Source organism: Chryseobacterium sp. WLY505 (assembly GCF_030846215.1).
In the GTDB taxonomy this organism is placed as follows: Bacteria; Bacteroidota; Bacteroidia; order Flavobacteriales; family Weeksellaceae; genus Chryseobacterium.
In genome coordinates this window covers 36,334-54,715 of sequence record NZ_JAVCWI010000012.1, presented here as the reverse complement: position 1 = coordinate 54,715, position 18,382 = coordinate 36,334, and the positions used below count along the sequence as shown (strand labels likewise).

Below are 18,382 nucleotides of genomic sequence, written 5' to 3'. Positions count from 1 at the left end.
AAACTTTTATACAAGAATAAATATCATTATTTTTGACGTAGTTTTTTTACATGAAAAGGGGTTTACTGTTATTATTTTTTATGATCTGCTTTTTGGGGTATTCACAAACAAAAATTAAGGTTGTGGATGACGCCAGTCAAAAACCTGTCTCTAAAGCAAAGGTATCCTGTGACAATACCGTTATTGGATACACCAATGAACAAGGTATTCTGGAATTTAAAACAGGATGTAAAAACATTGATATTGACGCTGATTCTTATCAGAAAGAAACGATCACCGTGGAAAGCAGCATGGAGGTCTCCCTGCTTAAAAAAACATCAAAGACCACCAATATTGAAGCCGTAGTTATTGAAGATAAAAGTGATCCCAGAGCGTTGGAAATTCTTAAGAAAGTCAATAAACTATTTAACGAAAACTCACCCAAAAGCTTAGGATCTTATTCCTACAAATCCTACGAAAAAATTTCTCTGGATATTGATGAAGACAGCCTGTCCCAGTTTAATCAGTATTTTAATGATCTCAATATTTTCAAGAAAAAAAGAGAAAAAGACTCGCTGAATAACATCACTGCAAGAAAGATATTTTCAAAAAGTAAGCTTTTCCTTTGGGAAAGAGCCCAGGAGTTTTTATACTCCAAAAAGTATGGGGAAAAGATCAATATTCTGGACAACAGAATCTCTGGTCTGAAGCAGCCTATCTATGAAATGATCGCTCTTCAGCAAAGTAACAGGGATGTGGTTCCGGAACAGATAAAACCGGAAAACAGAGGATTGTACAGATTCTTCCTTTCAGATACTGTTACTCTGGATGGGAGAAAAAACTTTGTGATCCGTTTTCGTGAGGTGAATTACAAAAAACCGGACAGAAAACGAAAGTACAACGGTGCTATTTATATAGATACCGAAACGTACGGACTCAAAAAGATTGAAAATTTCAGTAAAAACAAAAACGACGGAATTATCACCAGTACCTGGGTGTTTTATAATAACAAATGGTTTCTTGCCCACGAAAAGGCCAAGCTTAAAATGGGTAAAATGGCTATGGATGACAAAGTGCATGCTGATGATAAGAAAGACAAAAAAAGCTTTGGAACCTACGCTTTTCTTACCTCAAAATATTTTGATTTCGAGGCTCCTATTGAAGAGAATCCAAAAGATTTCAAAGGCTATACTTTCTCTGTAAAGAATATTGACGGGCATTCTCTGGACCGATACAGAACCGATCCTCTTACCGAAAGGGAACAAAATACCTATAAAACCATCGACAGTTTAGGTAAAAAATATAAAATCGACAGCAAAGCACAGATTTTATCAGGTTTACTGAACGGACAGATCAGAGTCGGTTCTGTAGACTTTGCCGTAGATGAAATTGTAAATTATAACTCATACGAAGGTTTCAGATTAGGTTTAAAAGCCAAGCTGAATGAAAATTTCAACCCTTATTTTTCACCAGACTACTATTTTGCATATGGTATGAAGGACAGAAAATGGAAGTATGGAATGGGTCTTGACATGAAAACCACCCTGGAGAAAAACTCATTTTTCAGATTTGAGGTGTATGATGATGTAACAGCCTCCGGAGAATTCAACCGAAAACTTTGGAATTTCAAGATGAGAATGATGAACTTCGGGAATAATCTGAATAATGACCGGTATTTTCATTTTAAAGGAATGTCATTATCTTATCTGAACGATGTTACCAACGGACTTACCCTGGCCCTTGCTGCAAGAAGAAACACGGAAGAGGCTGAATTCGATTATCAGTTCAGAGACAGAGGAACTTCGTACCGGAATTTTAATACTCTTTTCACCTTAAAATATTCCCCGAATTCTACCAATATTATGACTCCGCAGGGAAAATCTCTGATTGATCAGAAATATCCTGAACTCTATTTTAATTATGAACAGAGTTACAAAATACTGCAGGGAGACTTTAATTATTCCCGTTTTGATGCCTTATTTGTTCATAATTTTAAAACACCGATCGGGACTACAGGTTTCAGATTATATGGAGGTCTGGTTCTGGGTGGAGCGCCTATCTGGAAAAATTTTACGATGAACGGACTTGCGTCTCCGGGCAAAGATTTTAATTTTAACCTTACTTCTTATCTTGGGTTTGCAACACTGGAAGGAGGAAAATACTATAATGACAGATTCGTTGCCTATTACTTTACGCATAAACTTCCGTGGTATCTGAAAAGTTTCGGACACAATATTTCCAGCTTTGATTTTGTCTTAAGAGGAACTATAGGAGATATGAAACATCCGGAATACCACCAGTTTAAATTCAGAAAACTGGATCACCTGTATCAGGAAGTCGGTGTAGAATGGAACAATTTTCTGTCCAGCTATTTCAACCTTGGTGTATTTTACAGAGTGGGTTATTATGCAACACCTCATTTCAAGGAAAACTTCGCTATCCAGTTTAAGCTGAAGTTTCTCGAGTTTTAATATACTTTACCATACAAAATCTTTATTTTTGAATCAGAATTCAGAAATATTCAACGATACTATATAAAAAAGAACATGCAGAAAATCGAAATCAAAGCAGAACAGTTTTTTGAATTATTAAAATTAAAAGACACTCCGATGTGGGAGATTTTCTCACAGATGATTGATGGAAATGAAAAGGAAATTATCTTTTTAGACAATGAAGACAAAATCCTTTTTAATTATATTTTACCTTCTACACAGGAAAAACTGGAAGAAGACAGAAAAGAGTTTTCAAAACAGTTTTCAGAGAAATTGGCTAACTTCAATTAAGCGTTCTTATGAATAGAAATTATATTTTCTCTCTCCTTGGGCTCTTTTTATTTGCCTTTGGAAATGCTCAGAATTATAAGAAACCTCTGGTTTCTGCCATCAAAGAAACTGACCTTCGTACCGATATGTATCAGCTGGCTGCAAACCAGTTCTGGGGACGTGAAGCCGGAACTCTGGATGAACTGAAAGTTTCTATGTGGTTGGCCGACAAAGCCAAAGACGCAGGAATGAAACCCGCCGGAGATAACGGAACTTTTTTCCAGTTTTTTGATATGTACAGACATCAGGTGATTCCACAAAGCAGCCTGAAAATCGGAGATACCAGTTTGAAATTATGGAAAGATTTCCTTGTCGCTGAACCTGTAAACGCTTCATTAGATGCTGACATAGTGTATGCCGGAAACGCAGAGCCTGAAGAGCTTGCGAAACTGAATATCAAAGGAAAAGTTCTTGCTGTAAACGCTTCTGACAAGAACATTTCAAAAGATATGACCCTTTTTGTAAGAAGATATCCCGGATTTGTAAGAAATAAATATTACGATAAAGCTTTCCAGCTGGGAGCAAAAGCTATTATTTTCATCACCGATGATATTTCTGAACAAAGCTGGGTAGAAGTACTGCCTCAAATGACAAGAGGAAGCTACGGAGTGGAAGGATTAAGAGAGAAAGTCACGAATAATATTCCTGTTCTGTGGATCAAAAGAGAAAATGCTGGCTGGGTAAAAAATAATCCTAAAGCTTCTCTGAACCTGATCACTGAAACTTATAAATATCCATCAGTTAATATTATCGGAAAAATAGAAGGTACAGATCCTGTTCTTAAGAATGAATATGTTTTGCTGAGCGGACATCAGGATCATGACGGGATCAGACATCCTGTAAAAAACGATACCATCTACAATGGTGCTGATGATAATGCCAGTACTTGTGTTGCCATGTTAGCAATGGCCAGAGCTTATAAAAAACAGCCGGGAAAAAGAAGTATCCTGTTTGTTTTCCATGGTGCTGAAGAAAGAGGATTGCTGGGTTCAAGATGGCATGCAGCACATCCTGTTGTTCCGAAAGAGAAAATTGTAGTCGTTCTGAATGGTGATATGATTGGAAGAAATGACAATAATGAAGCTGCTCTATTAGGAGGAAATGCTCCTCACAAAAATTCTGAAGAGCTTGTAAAAATGGCCGAAGATGCCAACAATGAAAGTACAAAATTCAAATACCTGAAAGATTGGGATTCTCCAAGCCATGCTGAGTATTTCTATTTCAGAAGTGATCATCTTCCCTATGCTAAAATTGGAATTCCTGCCATATTCTTCACAAGTGTATTACACGATCAGTATCATACTCCACAGGATGAATCAGAAAATATCAATTACAAAAAGCTCTATAAAATGACTGAATGGATGTACAGAACATCCTGGAAAGTAGCTAATGAAGCTGAACGTCCGAAAGTAATTTCTAATTTTTCGCTTGAAAGATAATCTATAAAAAGAATTAAACCATTAAGAAAAATTTAGATAGTAAGGAAAGTTAAGATTCAAATTAATTTGAATGAAGCAGTCTGCTTAATAAATATCGAAAAATATTTCTCCTTAACTCTTCTTAAAAACTTAATCAATCTTAATGGTTTAAAAAAAGATTTTAATTCATCATATTTCTTTTGTCTTGAAACAAAAGAATCAAAAGTTCAAGACTCAGAAACTTCAGCTAAAAATGAAATCTGTTCTCTAAAAACTCTGAACTCGTGCGGAAACGATCTATGTTTAGAATCAAAGCTTCTCCCGCACTCAGACACCAGAGTTTTCTTAACGTTCACAGAATTCATTTTCTTAACGCTTCACTTTCTTATGTCGTTTGAAATTACCAGAAACATAAAAGCTTCACTAAAATTGTGAAGCTTTTTTTCATCATTGTGTTTTTAGAATCTGATTTGTGTACGAAATAATTTAATATTGAATATGATTTTAAACCATTAAGAGGAATTCATTTGAATGAAGCTTGCTTACTCAATATCGAAGATATTTCCTTAACTATTCTTAAAAACTTTATTATTCTTAATGGTTAAAAAAAAAAATTTAATTCATCATATTTCTTTTGTCTTGAAACAAAAGAAACAAAAATTCAAGACTTAGAAACTTCAGCTAAAAATCTGTTCTCTAAAAACTCTAAACTCGTGCGGAAACACTCTATGTTGAGAATCATATGTTGTCCCGCACTCAAACACCAGAGTTTTTTTAACGTTCACAGAATTCAGTTTCTTAACGCTTCAGTTTCTTATGTCGTTTGATAGTACCAAAAACAAAAAAGCTTCACAGAGTGTGAAGCTTTTTTCATCATTGTGTTTTTAGAATCTGATTTGTGTACGAAATAATTTAATATTGAATATGATTTTAAACCATTAAGAGGAATTTAGAGTGTAAGGAAAGTTAAGTTTCAAATAAATTTGAATGAAGCAGCTTACTTAATAAATATCTCAAGATATTCTCCTTCACTATTCTTAAAAACTTTATTATTCTTAATGGTTTAAAAATTTTAAATAAGCAAATTCATCAGCGAAGGATCATTGTTCAGATAGTTGACAAAGAAATCATATTGTTTCATCTTATCGATCAATGGTGTGAAATCTTTGTTTTGCTTCAGGGCAATTCCTACAACTGCAATTCCTTTTTCTTTTGAATTTTTTTGAGTGTATTCAAAATAAGTGATGTCATCATCAGGTCCCAGCACATCCATTACAAAGGTTTTCAATGCTCCGGGACGCTGTGGAAATCTGACCAGGAAATAATGTTTTAACCCTGCATGAAGCAACGCTTTTTCCTTGATCTCTTCCATACGGGTAATGTCATTATTGCTTCCGCTGATAATACACACTACATTTTTACCTTTTATTTCTTCTTTGTACTTTTCCAATACCGCTACCGAAAGTGCTCCTGCCGGTTCTACAACAATAGCATCTTTATTATACAAAGACAATATGGTTTCACAGACAAGTCCTTCATCTACTGTTGCCATATCATACAGGATATCTTTACAGCGTTCAAAAGTAAGATCTCCCACTTGCTGTACGGCTGCACCGTCTACAAAACGGCTTATCTTTTCTAGAAGAACGGGTTCCCCTTTTTCAAGGGCTTTTTTCATGCTTGCTGCTGCGGAGGGTTCTACACCAATAATTTTTGTTTGTGGAGACAGATGCTGAAATACAGTACAGACTCCTGCTGCCAGGCCGCCGCCGCCTATCGGAACAAAAAGATAATCAACCAGACCTTCTGACTGTTCAAGAATTTCCAAAGCCGTTGTAGCCTGTCCTTCAATAATCGCCGGATCATCAAAAGGATGAATAAATACACTGTTATGATCCTTGCAAAACCTCATCGCGGCATCTTTTGCGGCATCAAAAGTATCTCCGAAAAGAATAACGTCTATGTATTCTCCACCAAACATTTTCACCTGTTCAAGCTTTTGTCCGGGAGTTGGCAAAGGCATAAAAATCGTTCCTTTGACCTCCATGGTCTGACATGCAAAAGCAACGCCCTGGGCATGATTTCCGGCACTGGCACAAACAACACCTTTTGAAAGTTCTTCCTCAGACATGGTGGCCATCTTATTATAGGCTCCTCTTATTTTATAGGATCTGACCCTTTGAAGGTCTTCTCTTTTAAAACAAATATTCGACTCATAAATAGCTGACAAATTATTATTCACAGCTAAAGGTGTTTTTACCACTACATCTTTTAATCGTTCCTCCGCTTTATAGACATTCTCTAGAACGGAGGAACTTACTTCCTCTTTCATCATCTGTTTAGTAATTAATTGTTTTCGGGTCTCAGGCTTCGTACCGTCTTACCTGCCTTCCACATTTCGCTTTCTCTCAGTTCTGCAAGTTCGGCTTCCAATTTTTCACGATAATCCGGTTTGCTATTGCTATCAATCGAACGTTGTGCTTCGTTTCCTTTGGCTACGTTGTCATACAGTTCTTCAAACAAAGGCGAAGTAGCATCTCTGAAACGTTTCCACCAATCCAAAGCTCCTCTCTGAGCGGTTGTGCTGCAGTTGGCATACATCCAGTCCATTCCGTTTTCCGCTACCAAAGGCATTAATGACTGAGTCAATTCTTCCACCGTTTCATTAAAAGCTTCGGAAGGACTGTGGCCATTTTTTCTCAATACATCATACTGAGCGGCAAATATTCCCTGTACAGCACCCATCAAAGTTCCACGTTCTCCGGCTAGGTCGCTGTATACTTCTTTTTTAAAGTCGGTTTCAAAAAGATATCCGCTTCCTATGGCAATTCCTAATGCGGTTACTCTTTCTCTGGCTTTTCCTGTAGCATCCTGATAAACGGCAAAACTGCTATTCAGACCTCTGTCCTGTAAAAACATTCTTCTCAATGATGTTCCTGAACCTTTCGGTGCTACCAGAAATACATCTACATCGGCTGGAGGAACAATTCCTGTACGCTCGCTGAATGTAATTCCGAAACCATGAGAAAAGTACAACGCTTTTCCCGGAGTAAGATGCTGTTTTACTTTCGGCCAGTATTCTATCTGTGCGGCATCACTCAGAAGATAGCAGATAACAGTTCCTTTTTCTAATGCTTCTTCGATTTCAAATAAAGTCTCTCCCGGTACAAATCCGTCTGCAACCGCCTTATCCCATGATTTGGAGTTTTTTCTCTGTCCTACAATTACGTTAATTCCGTTATCTTTCTGGTTCAAAGCCTGTCCTGGTCCCTGTACTCCATACCCAATTACTGCCACGACTTCATTTTTTAATACTTCCTGAGCTTTTTCCAATGGAAATTCTTCTCTTGTTACTACGTTCTCCTCTACTCCTCCAAAATTCAATTTTGCCATTTTTTTTGATTTTATTTATTGATGTTTAATTTTTTTTGTGCTTAACTAGCATATTCTACTGCGGTCAGATATGGATTTCTGTGGTAATGTACTTCCAGAACGTCTACCTGTTTTTCCATTTGTCTGCTGATCTTCTGAACAGAATCTTCTGTTTCTCTGATTACAATGACAAACTTTTTTACTTTTTCTATTTCTGAAGGCCCTACATTGAAGGTCACCATAGAAATTCTTCTTCTTGAAAAAATAGCATTGATGCGGCTGATCAATCCTAAATAATCTTCTGTATACGCTGTAATGGTATATTCTTTATGATCTGTTTTCATCTTTTATATTTTTAAACTTTATTATTTAATACAATCTCCGAAACACTTTTTCCCTGGGGAATCATCGGAAATACGTTGTGTTCTTTTCCTGTCATTACTTCAAGGAGGAAAGATCCGTTGTAATCGAGCATTTCACGGAGTGCCCATTTTAAGTCTTCCCTCTCGGATACTTTTTTTCCGGGAATATTGTATCCCTTTGCCACCTGAACAAAATCAGGACTCTGAATATCTACTGAGGAATATCTTTCTTCATGAAACAATTCCTGCCACTGCCTTACCATTCCCAGATAGCAATTGTTAAGAATTAAAATCTTCACTTCCGGATGATACTGCATTATGGTTCCCAGTTCCTGAATATTCATCTGAGCTCCTCCATCACCCATCACGGCAATCACAGGGCGGCCGGTCTCTGCATAAAAGGCTCCAATCGCCGCGGGAAGACAGAATCCCATTGTTCCCAGCCCTCCGCTTGTAACGTTGGTTCGGGAATGCTTGAAATGAGAGTATCGGCATGTCGCCATCTGATGCTGTCCTACATCTGTTACAATAATTGCTTCTCCATCTGTGATCTCATTCAACTCGCGGATAACCTCTCCCATTGTGATCTCACCTTCTTCAGGGTAGAGCTCCGTATGAATCAGATTGATGCTTTCAATTTCATGACATTTTTTAAATCTTTTATGCCAGTGATGATGTTCTCTTTTTACGATCTTTTCTGTAAGAAGAGGAAGCGTATGTTTGCAGTTTCCCAGAACGGGAACATCCACTTTTACATTTTTATTGATCTCTGCGTTATCAATATCCAGATGAATAATCTTTGCCTGTTTTGCGTACTGATCCAATCTTCCGGTCACGCGGTCATCGAACCTCATTCCGACAGCAATTAAGACATCACATTCGTTGGTTAATATATTCGGGCCATAGTTTCCGTGCATTCCTACCATTCCTACCGCTTGTCGATGATGAGTAGGAATAGCACCCATCCCTAATACGGTCCATGCAACGGGAATTCCTGATTTTTCAGCAAACTCTAAGAACTCTTTCTCAGCCTTTCCCAACATAATCCCCTGCCCCGCGATGATATATGGTTTTACTGCATTATTGATCAGATGTGCTGCTTTTTTGATACTGTCAAAACATGGGTCAGGATCGGGTTTATAGCTTCTTAGCGAAGAACATGGCGAGTATCCTTTATAATCAACAGACTGTAACTGGGCATTTTTGGTCACGTCAACCAATACGGGACCGGGACGGCCTGATTTTGCGATATAGAATGCTTTTGCCAATACTTCAGGAAGCTCATTGGCATCAGTCACCTGATAATTCCATTTGGTAACCGGGCTTGTAATGTTCATTACATCTATTTCCTGAAAGGCATCGGTTCCGAGAAGGTGTTCAAAAACCTGTCCGGTAATACAGACCAAAGGAGTATTATCCAATAACGCATCTGCCAAACCTGTTACAAGATTGGTTGCTCCAGGGCCACTTGTAGCTAATACAACACCGACTTCTCCTGAAACTCTTGCTAAGCCCTGCGCTGCATGTACTGCCGCCTGCTCGTGACGTACAAGGATATGTTTCAGGTTCTCTTTATAATCGTAAAGGGCATCATAAATTGGAATAATGGCACCTCCCGGATATCCGAAAACGGTTTTCACTCCTTCCTGAAGAAAGGCTTCAAGAATGATCCGGCTTCCGCTCAGTTGTATTTCTGTTGATAAATTCAGGTTTTCCATATTTTTATTGAGTGATTTCGTCTGTTACACAGCCTTCTGCGGCTGACGATACGGTTAATGCATATTTATAAAGCAATCCTTTCTGTACTTTAAGAGAAGGCTTTTGCCATCCTTTCTTTCTTCTTTCTATTTCTTCTTCTGAAACTTTAAGCTGTATGGTATTGTTGACAGCATCAATTTCAATCAGGTCATCATCATTAACAAAAGCGATCAGACCTCCTTCGTGAGCTTCGGGAGTGATGTGTCCTACTACAAAACCATGAGTTCCTCCGCTGAATCTTCCGTCTGTAATCAAAGCAACACTACTTCCAAGGCCAGCTCCGATCAGTGCACTGGTGGGTTTCAGCATTTCCGGCATTCCGGGAGCTCCCTTCGGACCTTCATGACGGATGACAATGACATCACCATGTTGCACCGTTCCATCCTGAATTCCTCTGATCAGATTTTTTTCGCCATCAAATACACGGGCTTTGCCTACGAAGCGTTCGCCTTCTTTTCCTGTAATTTTGGCTACACTTCCTTTTTCAGCAAGATTTCCGTATAATATTCTCAGATGCCCTGTCTCTTTTACAGGTTCTGAAAGAGGCTTTATGATTTTTTGTGTATTAAAATCCAGATCTGGAACATCTTCTAAATTTTCAGCTAATGTCTTTCCGGTTACCGTTAAGCAGTCACCGTGTAATAATCCCTGGTTCAGAAGGTATTTCATGACTGATGGTATTCCTCCGTGCTCATACAGATCCTGCATCAGGTATTTCCCACTTGGTTTTAAATCTGCCAGCACGGGAGTTTTATCACTCATTTTTTGGAAATCATCCTGAGTAAGCGGTACTCCCACACTTTTTGCCATAGCTATAAAATGTAGAACGGCATTGGTACTTCCTCCAAGAATAACAATCATTCGCAGCGCATTTTCAAAAGCTTTTCTGGTCATGATATCCGAAGGTTTAATATCTTTTTCCAGTAATACTTTCAGATATTTTCCTGCTTCAAGGCATTCTTCCTGTTTTTCTTTGCTTAAAGCGGGATTGGAAGATGAATACGGAAGGCTCATTCCTAGTGCTTCTATGGCAGAAGCCATTGTATTCGCAGTATACATTCCGCCACATGCACCAGCTCCGGGACAGGAATTTTTCACAACCCCATCAAAATCTTCTTCTGTAATTTCTCCTGCAATCTTTTTCCCCAATGCTTCAAAAGCAGAAACAATGTTAAGCTGTTCACCTTTATAGCAGCCGGGAGCAATCGTTCCTCCGTACACCATGATGGATGGTCTGTTCAGCCTTCCCATCGCGATGATGGTTCCCGGCATATTTTTGTCGCAGCCCGGCAATGCGATTAATCCGTCGTAATATTGTGCTCCACAGATGGCTTCGATACTGTCTGCAATTACATCACGGCTTACCAGAGAATAGCGCATTCCATCTGTTCCGTTGCTCATCCCGTCACTTACTCCGATGGTGTTAAAAATCAATCCGACTAATCCGTGGTTCCATGTTCCTTTTTTTACTACCTGAGCCAGATCATTCAAATGCATATTACAAGTGTTCCCGTCATAGCCCATGCTGGCAATTCCGACCTGAGCCTTATGCATATCTTCTTCTGTAAATCCTATCCCGTACAACATGGCTTTGGCTGCGGGTTGTTCGCTATTTTGCGTGAATGTTTTTGAATATTTATTTAACATACTTTTTCTACATTTTCTATTCTTTTTCTCTTCTTCAAATAGAGTTCTTTACTAAATTTTGATCCAAAACTACATTTTGTAATATTCTTTTCATTTTCATTTTTTCTAAAAACTACAATATTCAATTATTAAGAAAACAGAATCATTTAATTGATAATGAGATATTTAAATTCACAATATTTACAATGACAGAACTCTTACTAATTTTAAATATGCCTGTTGTACTCTCCCACTTGCTGTGTTTTCCCAGTCTTTGGTAAAAGGAACATCATCAAGTGAATCCAGGGCAACAATTTCTGCTGCCGTACCACAGAAGAAGCCTGCATCTGCACCCCGCATTTCCTCAGGTTTAAAAAAGGTTTCTTTTACAGGAATGTCAAGCTCGCCACAGATCTCCATCACGGTTTGTCTTGTGATTCCCGGAAGGATACTTCCTTTAGCCGGAGTGTATAAAACGCCGTCTTTTTCATAGAACACGTTAGCTCCCGAACTCTCAGCAACATTTCCGTTTTCATCCAGAACCAGCGCTTCATCATAGCCTTTGTCCTTGGCATCCTGGCAGGCCAATATGGAGTTTACATAATGTCCTCCTACTTTGGCTTCCACCTTGAAAGCCTTAGGATTAGGACGCTGAAAAGGGGAAGTCATAATTTTCATTTTATCTGCCAGATAGCCGTTATTCCATTCCCAGGCAAGCAATGACAGGTAAGATTTTTGTCCTTTTGAGAGTGACATATTGGGTGAACATGTGACCAACGGACGGATATAAGCATCTGTAAACCCATTACGATCCAGAAGTTCATAGGTAAGTTCTGTAAGCTGATTTACGGAATAATCGAAAGGAATATGCATGAGTTCTGCTGATCTTTTCAGTCTTTCGTAGTGTTCTTTTGCTTTAAAAATTTGAGTTCCATGATCTGTGCTGTAGGATTTAATTCCTTCAAAAACAGAGTAACCATAGTGAAGAGATTGTCCATACAGATCTGTTCCGGCATCTTTCGCTTTCATAAATTTTCCGTCAAAATAGATCGTCGTGTCGTCGTTGTAATACATGTTATAGAGGTTTAAAAAATTAACAAATGGAAATAAAAAAAGCCCTCTCACAGTGTGAGAGGGCTCAATATATGTACAGTCATACACCTTCCTTCTCACAGACGCAAGGGAATAATAATGACGATAATGACTAATGATAATAACTGATACATATTCTTATACTATAAAAAATTAAAAACAAAAAAACCGTTTCAAATTATGAAACGGTTTTATATATAATTTAAATTAAAATCTATTTAAAATGCCGTTTCCTTACTGTTGTTAATGACAACAGCAATAATAGAAATGACAATAATATTTTTCTGATTCGTAAAATTCATACTGCAAATGTATAAACTTTTTAATTACTCACAAGTTTTTTTTGCACTTTTTATTTTTTTCGTAAAAAATGGCTCAGTGTTTCCTTTGCTTCAGCCACATCATGAACCCTTAAAATCTTTGCCCCCTGTTCCAACACTTCCCTATGAAGTTTTTGGGTTTCCTCATTGATATCAAGCGGTGATTTTCCAAGAGGTTTGTAGATAAATGACTTTCTGGAAATACCTATTAAAAGAGGAAATTTTCCAAATCCCAGATATTCAACTTCACGGATCATTTTCATCTGATCTTCTACTGTTTTTCCGAAGCCAAAACCAGGATCAAGAATGATATCATTTACTCCTTTTTCTAAAAGTTCTTTTGTTTTTTTTGCAAAATACTGGTTCACTTCCAGTGTAATATCTTCAAACTTTATTTTATGATGCATGGTCTCGTAGGAAGGATTTACATGCATCAGAATGTAAGGCAGCTTCGTTTCAGCAGCGGTATCAAACATTTCTGTATCATACTGACCTCCAGAAATATCATTGATCAGATCAATTCCTTCATTACATCCGAATCTTACTGTTTCTGCATAAAAAGTATCCAGGGAAATCAGAGCTTCCGGAAATTCTTTTTTGATCAGAGAAATGAGATTTCCAATTCTTTTTATTTCTTCTTTCGCACTTAAAAATTCTGCATTGGGACGGGTAGACTGAGGACCAATATCCAGTATTTCTGCTCCTTCCTTCAAAAGTTTTTCGGCGTGGTTCAACGCTGATTTTTCATTATTGAATTTTCCGCCGTCAGAGAAAGAATCCGGTGTCATATTGAGGATTCCCATGATTTTTGGAGTGTCCAGTTGTACTAAACGGCCGTTGCAATTGATTGAGTAGGTTGGAGGGTTTGAGTGTGGGAGCGTTGGAGAGTTGGAGAGCATGAGTTGGATGATGATTGATGAATGATAATTGATGAATAATAATTGATGAATGACTTCTGTAGTGCAAAATTAGTGATTTATGAGTTTTTAATGAGAAGAAATTAGAAATTATAGGCTGGAAGATATTAATTATGAATGATGAATTGTAAGTTATGAGTTTAATTCCTACACTTTCAAACTCTACTACCTCAAATCTCCTTATCTCGAGCCCAAAATGCTCCCACTCTCTCCCCCTAAAACCCTCTTACTCTAAAACTCTAAAACCCAACAACTCGAAACCCCGAAACTCTAAAACTCTCCCTCCCTCAAACCTCAGACCCACAAACTCAGCTCATCAAATTCAAAAATCTAAAACCGAATTCGTATATTTGGAAGATTAAGAAAATTTATGCTAAAAACATCAGTACAGTTCGAGAAAGTTATCAGTCAGTGCCGCGATCTTTTCGGTAAAAAATTACAGGATTATGGTGCAGCGTGGAGGGTTTTAAGACCGAGCTCCATTACGGATCAGATTTATATCAAAGTCAACAGGATCCGTACGCTGCAGATGACTGATAAAAAAATGGTGGATGAGAGTGAAGAAGATGAATTTATCGCCATTGTGAACTATTCTATCATTGGACTTATTCAATTAGAGAAAGGTCTTTCCAATGATTTCAATGAAAACAAAGAAGAAATTTTAGGTCTTTATGACCAATATGCCAATGAAGCAAAGGCTTTGATGGAAAGAAAAAACCATGATTATGGCGAGGCATGGAGAGATATGAGAATCTCTTCGATTACAGATCTTATTTATCAGAAAGTACTGAGAACCAAGCAAATTGAGGATAACCAGGGACAAACTATCGTTTCGGAAGGTCTTGATGCCAATTATTTCGATATGCTGAATTATGCGGTCTTCTGCCTGATCAAATTCTCAGAAAAAGAAAATCAATTCGAACCCAAAAATATTTAATATGCTCAAAGGTTTATTACGCTTTATTATTGCTGTTGTTTTTATCCTTTCAGGCTTTGTGAAAGCCGTGGATCTGGTAGGTTTTTCTTTCAAAATGGAAGAATATTTTGCACCTCCGGTTTTCAACATGCCATTTTTAGAAAAGTTTGCCCTGTTATTCTCCATTATTGTAGTGGTACTGGAGCTTTTCTTAGGATTTATGCTGCTGCTTAAATTAAAGCTTAAATTTACCTTATCCCTATTAATTGCACTTTGTATTTTCTTCGGATTTCTTACTTTTTACTCAGCGTATTTCAATGTGGTAACAGATTGTGGATGCTTTGGAGATGCTATCAAATTCACTCCCTGGCAGAGCTTCTTAAAAGATGTCGTACTGCTGGTAGGATTGATTATCCTGTTTATCCTGTACAGAAAAGATTTCCGTAAAAAAGATGACTATGGAGTCACTCCGAAAGAGTCTTCCAACACATTCAAATATATCCTTTTAACAGTCTTTTCGTTGGGAATGATTTATGTTATGGCTCAAGGAATTATGCATGAACCGATCATCGATTTCCGTGATTATAAAATAGGAACAGACATTAAGGCTGAAAAAGCAAAAATTGATAAAAATCCTTCAGAATATAAAACTTTCTACACGCTGAAAAATCAGAAGACAGGAGCTGTTGTAAAAGTAAATCAGGATGATTATATCAAAAAAACAGAATACTGGGCAGAAGGCTCTCCATGGAAAATTGAAGATGGAAAGAATGAATCTGTCCTTATTAAAGAAGGCTATAAATCTGAAATTGTAAAGTTCAAGATTGAAGATCCTACAGGAATGGAAGTTACGCAGGAAATCATTAACGCGCCTAAAGCCGTTCTTGTTTTCTCATATCATCCAAAAGATGTTCCTGCAGACCTGCTTCAAAAAGTAGAAGCAAAAGTAAATGCACAGAAAGGTGCTCTTATCTACGGAGTTTCTACGGAACCTAATACTTTTAAAACCATCAAAAATGTACTGATGGACGGAACTGCTATCAAAACAATAGCGAGAAGCAACCCATTTGTACTGATTCTTGAAAACGGAAAAATTGTAGACAAACAGCCTGCAAAGGACTACGTTGATTAATTATAAATGATGAATGATGAATGATGAATTATAAATGATATGTGACGACAGATATTTGTATGTAATTATCAATTATCAATTATCAATTATCAATTATCAAATTTAAACACTAAACTTAAACATACAACAACTCATGCAAAAATCAAATAAATCAATCGCCGGTTATCATTTACTCATGATCCTTTCTTCTGTAGACGGAGAATTTGCTCCTGAGGAAGGAATGCTGGTGCAGCAATACATGGCGGATGAATTTCCTTTCAGAATGAATCTTGACAATGAACTTGAAACCCTGGCTCTTTTGCAGCCTGAGGAATGGAAAGATCATTTTGAATTCCATGCAAGATGTTTCCACGAAGATTCTACAGAGGAAGAACGTGTGAAATTTGTTCAGTTTGCAAAATCACTGATCAAAGCTGACAATAAAGTAACGGAAGAGGAACATACGTTCTACGTACTGTTGAAAAATCTTTGGGGACTATAATCTAAGAACAGATCCAAGCCAAAAAATACCATGAAAAAAATTTATCTAGGGCTATTAGTAATGAGTGCATCTACATTTCAGTCTCAGACATTTCCCAATATGAAGACTCCTGTTGCAGAAAAGCAGGAACATATCAGAGAAATCCACGGTGATAAGGTTAATGATCCTTATTACTGGATGATTGATTATTTTAAAAAAGGAAAAGATTCTACCAAAGTTGTTGATTATTTAAAGGCTGAAAACACGTATTGGAAAGGCATGATGAAGGATACTGAACCCTTCAGAGAAAAGCTTTTCCAGGAAATGAAGGCCAGAATCAAGGAGAAGGATGAATCTGTACCTGTTTTTAGAAACGGATATTACTATTACAGCCGCACAGAGACCGGAAAACAGTATTTTAAATACTGCAGAAAGAAAGGCAGTCTTACTGCTCCTGAAGAAGTTCTTCTGGATGTAGATAAAATGGCAGAAGGTCATCCATATTATTCTGCTGCTGGCTTCAGCATAAGTCCAGATAATACCAAAATGATCTACGGAGTAGATGATGTTTCCAGAAGACAGTACAAATTATTTTTAAAAGATCTTTCTACAGGAGAAATCACGGATCTTGGTATTAAAAATACAACAGGTTCTGCAACATGGGCCAATGATAACACCACAATTTTCTATACTTCAAAAAATCCTGAGACTCTTTTAACAGAAAAAATTTTCAGACACACTCTGGGAACAGATTCCGGTAAAGATATTCTGGTATATGAAGAAAGAGATAAAACCAACTATATCAGTGTAGGAAAAACAAAAAACAATAAGTTTATCCTAATCGATTCCCGTGCTACCACTTCGTCTGAAACCAGGTATCTGGATGCCAATGATCCTAACGGAAATTTCAAAATTTTCCAGCCCAGGATCAATAATGTACTTTATGATGTAACTTCACTTGAAGATAAATTTTTGGTAACAACCAATAAAGATGCGCTAAACTTTAAGATTGTAGAAACTCCTTTAGATAAAACGGGAGTTGAAAACTGGAAGGATTTTATTCCGCACAGAAAAGATGTTCTGATGGAGGATGTTACTGCATTTAAAAATTATCTGATATTCAGTGAAAGACAAAACGGACTTTCCCAACTGGTAATTTATGACAGAAAAACAGGGAAAAAGGAGTTTCTAAAATTTGATGAACCTGCTTATACTGTTTATTCACTGGATAACCCTGAATACAACACGGATAATTTCCGTTTTGGGTATACTTCTATGATTACACCAAGTTCTCAGTATGAACAGGATTTAAAAACAGGAAAACGAGTTCTTTTAAAACAACAGGAAGTTCTGGGAGGTTATAATAAAGATAATTATACAACGGAAAGACTTTTTGCCACAGCAAAAGACGGAACAAAAATTCCAATCTCTATTGTTTATAAAAAAGGGTTCAAAAAAGATGGAAACAACCCACTTCTACTCTACGCTTACGGTTCTTACGGAAATTCTATGGATGCCAGTTTCAGCAGTACCAGACTGAGTCTTTTGGACCGGGGTTTTGCATTTGCAATTGCCCATATCCGCGGAGGTCAGGAAATGGGAAGACAGTGGTATGAAGATGGAAAAATGATGAAAAAGAAAAACACATTTACCGATTTCATCGATTGCGGGGAATATCTGGTGAAAGAAAAATATACTTCACCTAAGCATCTTTACGCTCAGGGAGGAAGTGCAGGTGGTTTATTGATGGGTGCTATAGCCAATATGAGTCCTAATCTATGGAATGGGGTTATTTCACAGGTTCCATTTGTAGACGTAGTGAATACGATGTTAGACACTAGTATTCCACTCACGACCAATGAGTATGACGAATGGGGAAATCCCAATAATAAGGAAGCTTATTTTTATATGAAATCTTATTCTCCGTATGAAAATATAGAGAAGAAAAACTATCCGAATCTTTTGGTAACAACAGGATTACATGATTCTCAGGTACAATATTTTGAACCAGCAAAATGGGTTGCCAAACTAAGAGATATGAAAACGGACAAAAATGTACTGTTATTGAAAACAGATATGGACTATGGCCATGGTGGTGCTTCCGGAAGGTTTGATTATCTGAAGGATGTGGCTTTGGTATATGCTTTCATGTTTAAACTGGAAGGGATTACTAAGTAATGAATCTCGCAGATTTTGCAGATAATGCAG

Annotated in this window: 14 protein-coding genes; 7 read left to right on the top strand and 7 right to left on the bottom strand. The window is 37.4% G+C overall.

Going from position 1 to position 18,382, the window contains the following annotated elements:
* Positions 1–122: 122 nt before the first annotated feature.
* The 3 genes from RAH34_RS19335 to RAH34_RS19325 all read left to right on the top strand — a co-directional run bounded on the left by RAH34_RS19335 (position 123) and on the right by RAH34_RS19325 (position 4,240).
* Entirely contained in the window at positions 123–2,450 is a 2,328-nt protein-coding gene (locus RAH34_RS19335) for a hypothetical protein (protein WP_306597203.1), read from the top strand.
* A gap of 75 nt (positions 2,451–2,525) precedes the next feature.
* A complete protein-coding gene (locus RAH34_RS19330; protein WP_034697514.1) occupies positions 2,526–2,762 on the top strand; it encodes a hypothetical protein in 237 nt (78 codons plus the stop codon).
* 8 nt (positions 2,763–2,770) lie between these two features.
* Positions 2,771–4,240 (top strand): M20/M25/M40 family metallo-hydrolase, encoded by a 1,470-nt coding sequence (locus tag RAH34_RS19325; protein WP_306597202.1) that lies wholly within the window; start codon positions 2,771–2,773, stop codon positions 4,238–4,240.
* A 1,051-nt stretch (positions 4,241–5,291) separates the two neighbouring features.
* Here the strand turns inward: RAH34_RS19325 and ilvA are convergent.
* The 7 genes from ilvA to folP form a co-directional block, all read right to left on the bottom strand.
* A complete protein-coding gene (ilvA, locus tag RAH34_RS19320) occupies positions 5,292–6,554 on the bottom strand; it encodes a threonine ammonia-lyase (protein WP_306597201.1) in 1,263 nt (420 codons plus the stop codon).
* 11 nt (positions 6,555–6,565) lie between these two features.
* Positions 6,566–7,612 (bottom strand): ketol-acid reductoisomerase, encoded by a 1,047-nt coding sequence (gene ilvC / locus RAH34_RS19315; protein ID WP_114821206.1) that lies wholly within the window; start codon positions 7,610–7,612, stop codon positions 6,566–6,568.
* A 41-nt stretch (positions 7,613–7,653) separates the two neighbouring features.
* Positions 7,654–7,935: a hypothetical protein gene (locus tag RAH34_RS19310; RefSeq protein ID WP_062671248.1), complete on the bottom strand. Its 282-nt coding sequence runs from the start codon at positions 7,933–7,935 to the stop codon at positions 7,654–7,656.
* An 11-nt stretch (positions 7,936–7,946) separates the two neighbouring features.
* Positions 7,947–9,671, bottom strand: a complete 1,725-nt coding sequence (gene ilvB / locus RAH34_RS19305; RefSeq protein ID WP_306597200.1) for a biosynthetic-type acetolactate synthase large subunit — start codon at positions 9,669–9,671, stop codon at positions 7,947–7,949.
* A gap of 4 nt (positions 9,672–9,675) precedes the next feature.
* A complete protein-coding gene (gene ilvD, locus RAH34_RS19300; protein WP_306597199.1) occupies positions 9,676–11,358 on the bottom strand; it encodes a dihydroxy-acid dehydratase in 1,683 nt (560 codons plus the stop codon).
* A gap of 180 nt (positions 11,359–11,538) precedes the next feature.
* Positions 11,539–12,411: a branched-chain-amino-acid transaminase gene (gene ilvE, locus RAH34_RS19295; protein ID WP_306597198.1), complete on the bottom strand. Its 873-nt coding sequence runs from the start codon at positions 12,409–12,411 to the stop codon at positions 11,539–11,541.
* A gap of 370 nt (positions 12,412–12,781) precedes the next feature.
* Positions 12,782–13,552, bottom strand: a complete 771-nt coding sequence (gene folP, locus RAH34_RS19290) for a dihydropteroate synthase (RefSeq protein WP_306597197.1) — start codon at positions 13,550–13,552, stop codon at positions 12,782–12,784.
* 484 nt (positions 13,553–14,036) lie between these two features.
* Here folP and RAH34_RS19285 point away from each other — a divergent pair, with 484 nt between their 5' ends.
* The 4 genes from RAH34_RS19285 (at position 14,037) to RAH34_RS19270 (ending at position 18,352) form a co-directional block, all read left to right on the top strand.
* Complete coding sequence (locus tag RAH34_RS19285; protein ID WP_110009240.1) at positions 14,037–14,603, top strand: DUF1599 domain-containing protein; 567 nt, start codon at positions 14,037–14,039, stop codon at positions 14,601–14,603.
* 1 nt (position 14,604) lies between these two features.
* Complete coding sequence (locus tag RAH34_RS19280; RefSeq protein ID WP_306597196.1) at positions 14,605–15,714, top strand: BT_3928 family protein; 1,110 nt, start codon at positions 14,605–14,607, stop codon at positions 15,712–15,714.
* Between the two features lie 133 nt (positions 15,715–15,847).
* Positions 15,848–16,195: a TerB family tellurite resistance protein gene (locus RAH34_RS19275; RefSeq protein ID WP_114821213.1), complete on the top strand. Its 348-nt coding sequence runs from the start codon at positions 15,848–15,850 to the stop codon at positions 16,193–16,195.
* Positions 16,196–16,225: 30 nt separating this feature from the next.
* Positions 16,226–18,352, top strand: a complete 2,127-nt coding sequence (locus RAH34_RS19270) for a S9 family peptidase (RefSeq protein WP_306597195.1) — start codon at positions 16,226–16,228, stop codon at positions 18,350–18,352.
* The last annotated feature ends 30 nt before the right edge of the window (positions 18,353–18,382 follow it).

Excerpts from the sequence above, each read along its gene's own strand:
- RAH34_RS19275 (WP_114821213.1), top strand. The coding sequence starts at position 15,848 with ATGCAAAAATCAAATAAATCAATCGCCGGTTATCATTTACTCATGATC.
- ilvA (WP_306597201.1), bottom strand. The coding sequence starts at position 6,554 with ATGATGAAAGAGGAAGTAAGTTCCTCCGTTCTAGAGAATGTCTATAAA.
- RAH34_RS19330 (WP_034697514.1), top strand. The coding sequence starts at position 2,526 with ATGCAGAAAATCGAAATCAAAGCAGAACAGTTTTTTGAATTATTAAAA.
- RAH34_RS19270 (WP_306597195.1), top strand. The coding sequence starts at position 16,226 with ATGAAAAAAATTTATCTAGGGCTATTAGTAATGAGTGCATCTACATTT.
- ilvC (WP_114821206.1), bottom strand. The coding sequence starts at position 7,612 with ATGGCAAAATTGAATTTTGGAGGAGTAGAGGAGAACGTAGTAACAAGA.
- RAH34_RS19280 (WP_306597196.1), top strand. The coding sequence starts at position 14,605 with ATGCTCAAAGGTTTATTACGCTTTATTATTGCTGTTGTTTTTATCCTT.
- ilvE (WP_306597198.1), bottom strand. The coding sequence starts at position 12,411 with ATGTATTACAACGACGACACGACGATCTATTTTGACGGAAAATTTATG.
- folP (WP_306597197.1), bottom strand. The coding sequence starts at position 13,552 with ATGGGAATCCTCAATATGACACCGGATTCTTTCTCTGACGGCGGAAAA.
- ilvD (WP_306597199.1), bottom strand. The coding sequence starts at position 11,358 with ATGTTAAATAAATATTCAAAAACATTCACGCAAAATAGCGAACAACCC.
- RAH34_RS19325 (WP_306597202.1), top strand. The coding sequence starts at position 2,771 with ATGAATAGAAATTATATTTTCTCTCTCCTTGGGCTCTTTTTATTTGCC.
- ilvB (WP_306597200.1), bottom strand. The coding sequence starts at position 9,671 with ATGGAAAACCTGAATTTATCAACAGAAATACAACTGAGCGGAAGCCGG.
- RAH34_RS19310 (WP_062671248.1), bottom strand. The coding sequence starts at position 7,935 with ATGAAAACAGATCATAAAGAATATACCATTACAGCGTATACAGAAGAT.
- RAH34_RS19285 (WP_110009240.1), top strand. The coding sequence starts at position 14,037 with ATGCTAAAAACATCAGTACAGTTCGAGAAAGTTATCAGTCAGTGCCGC.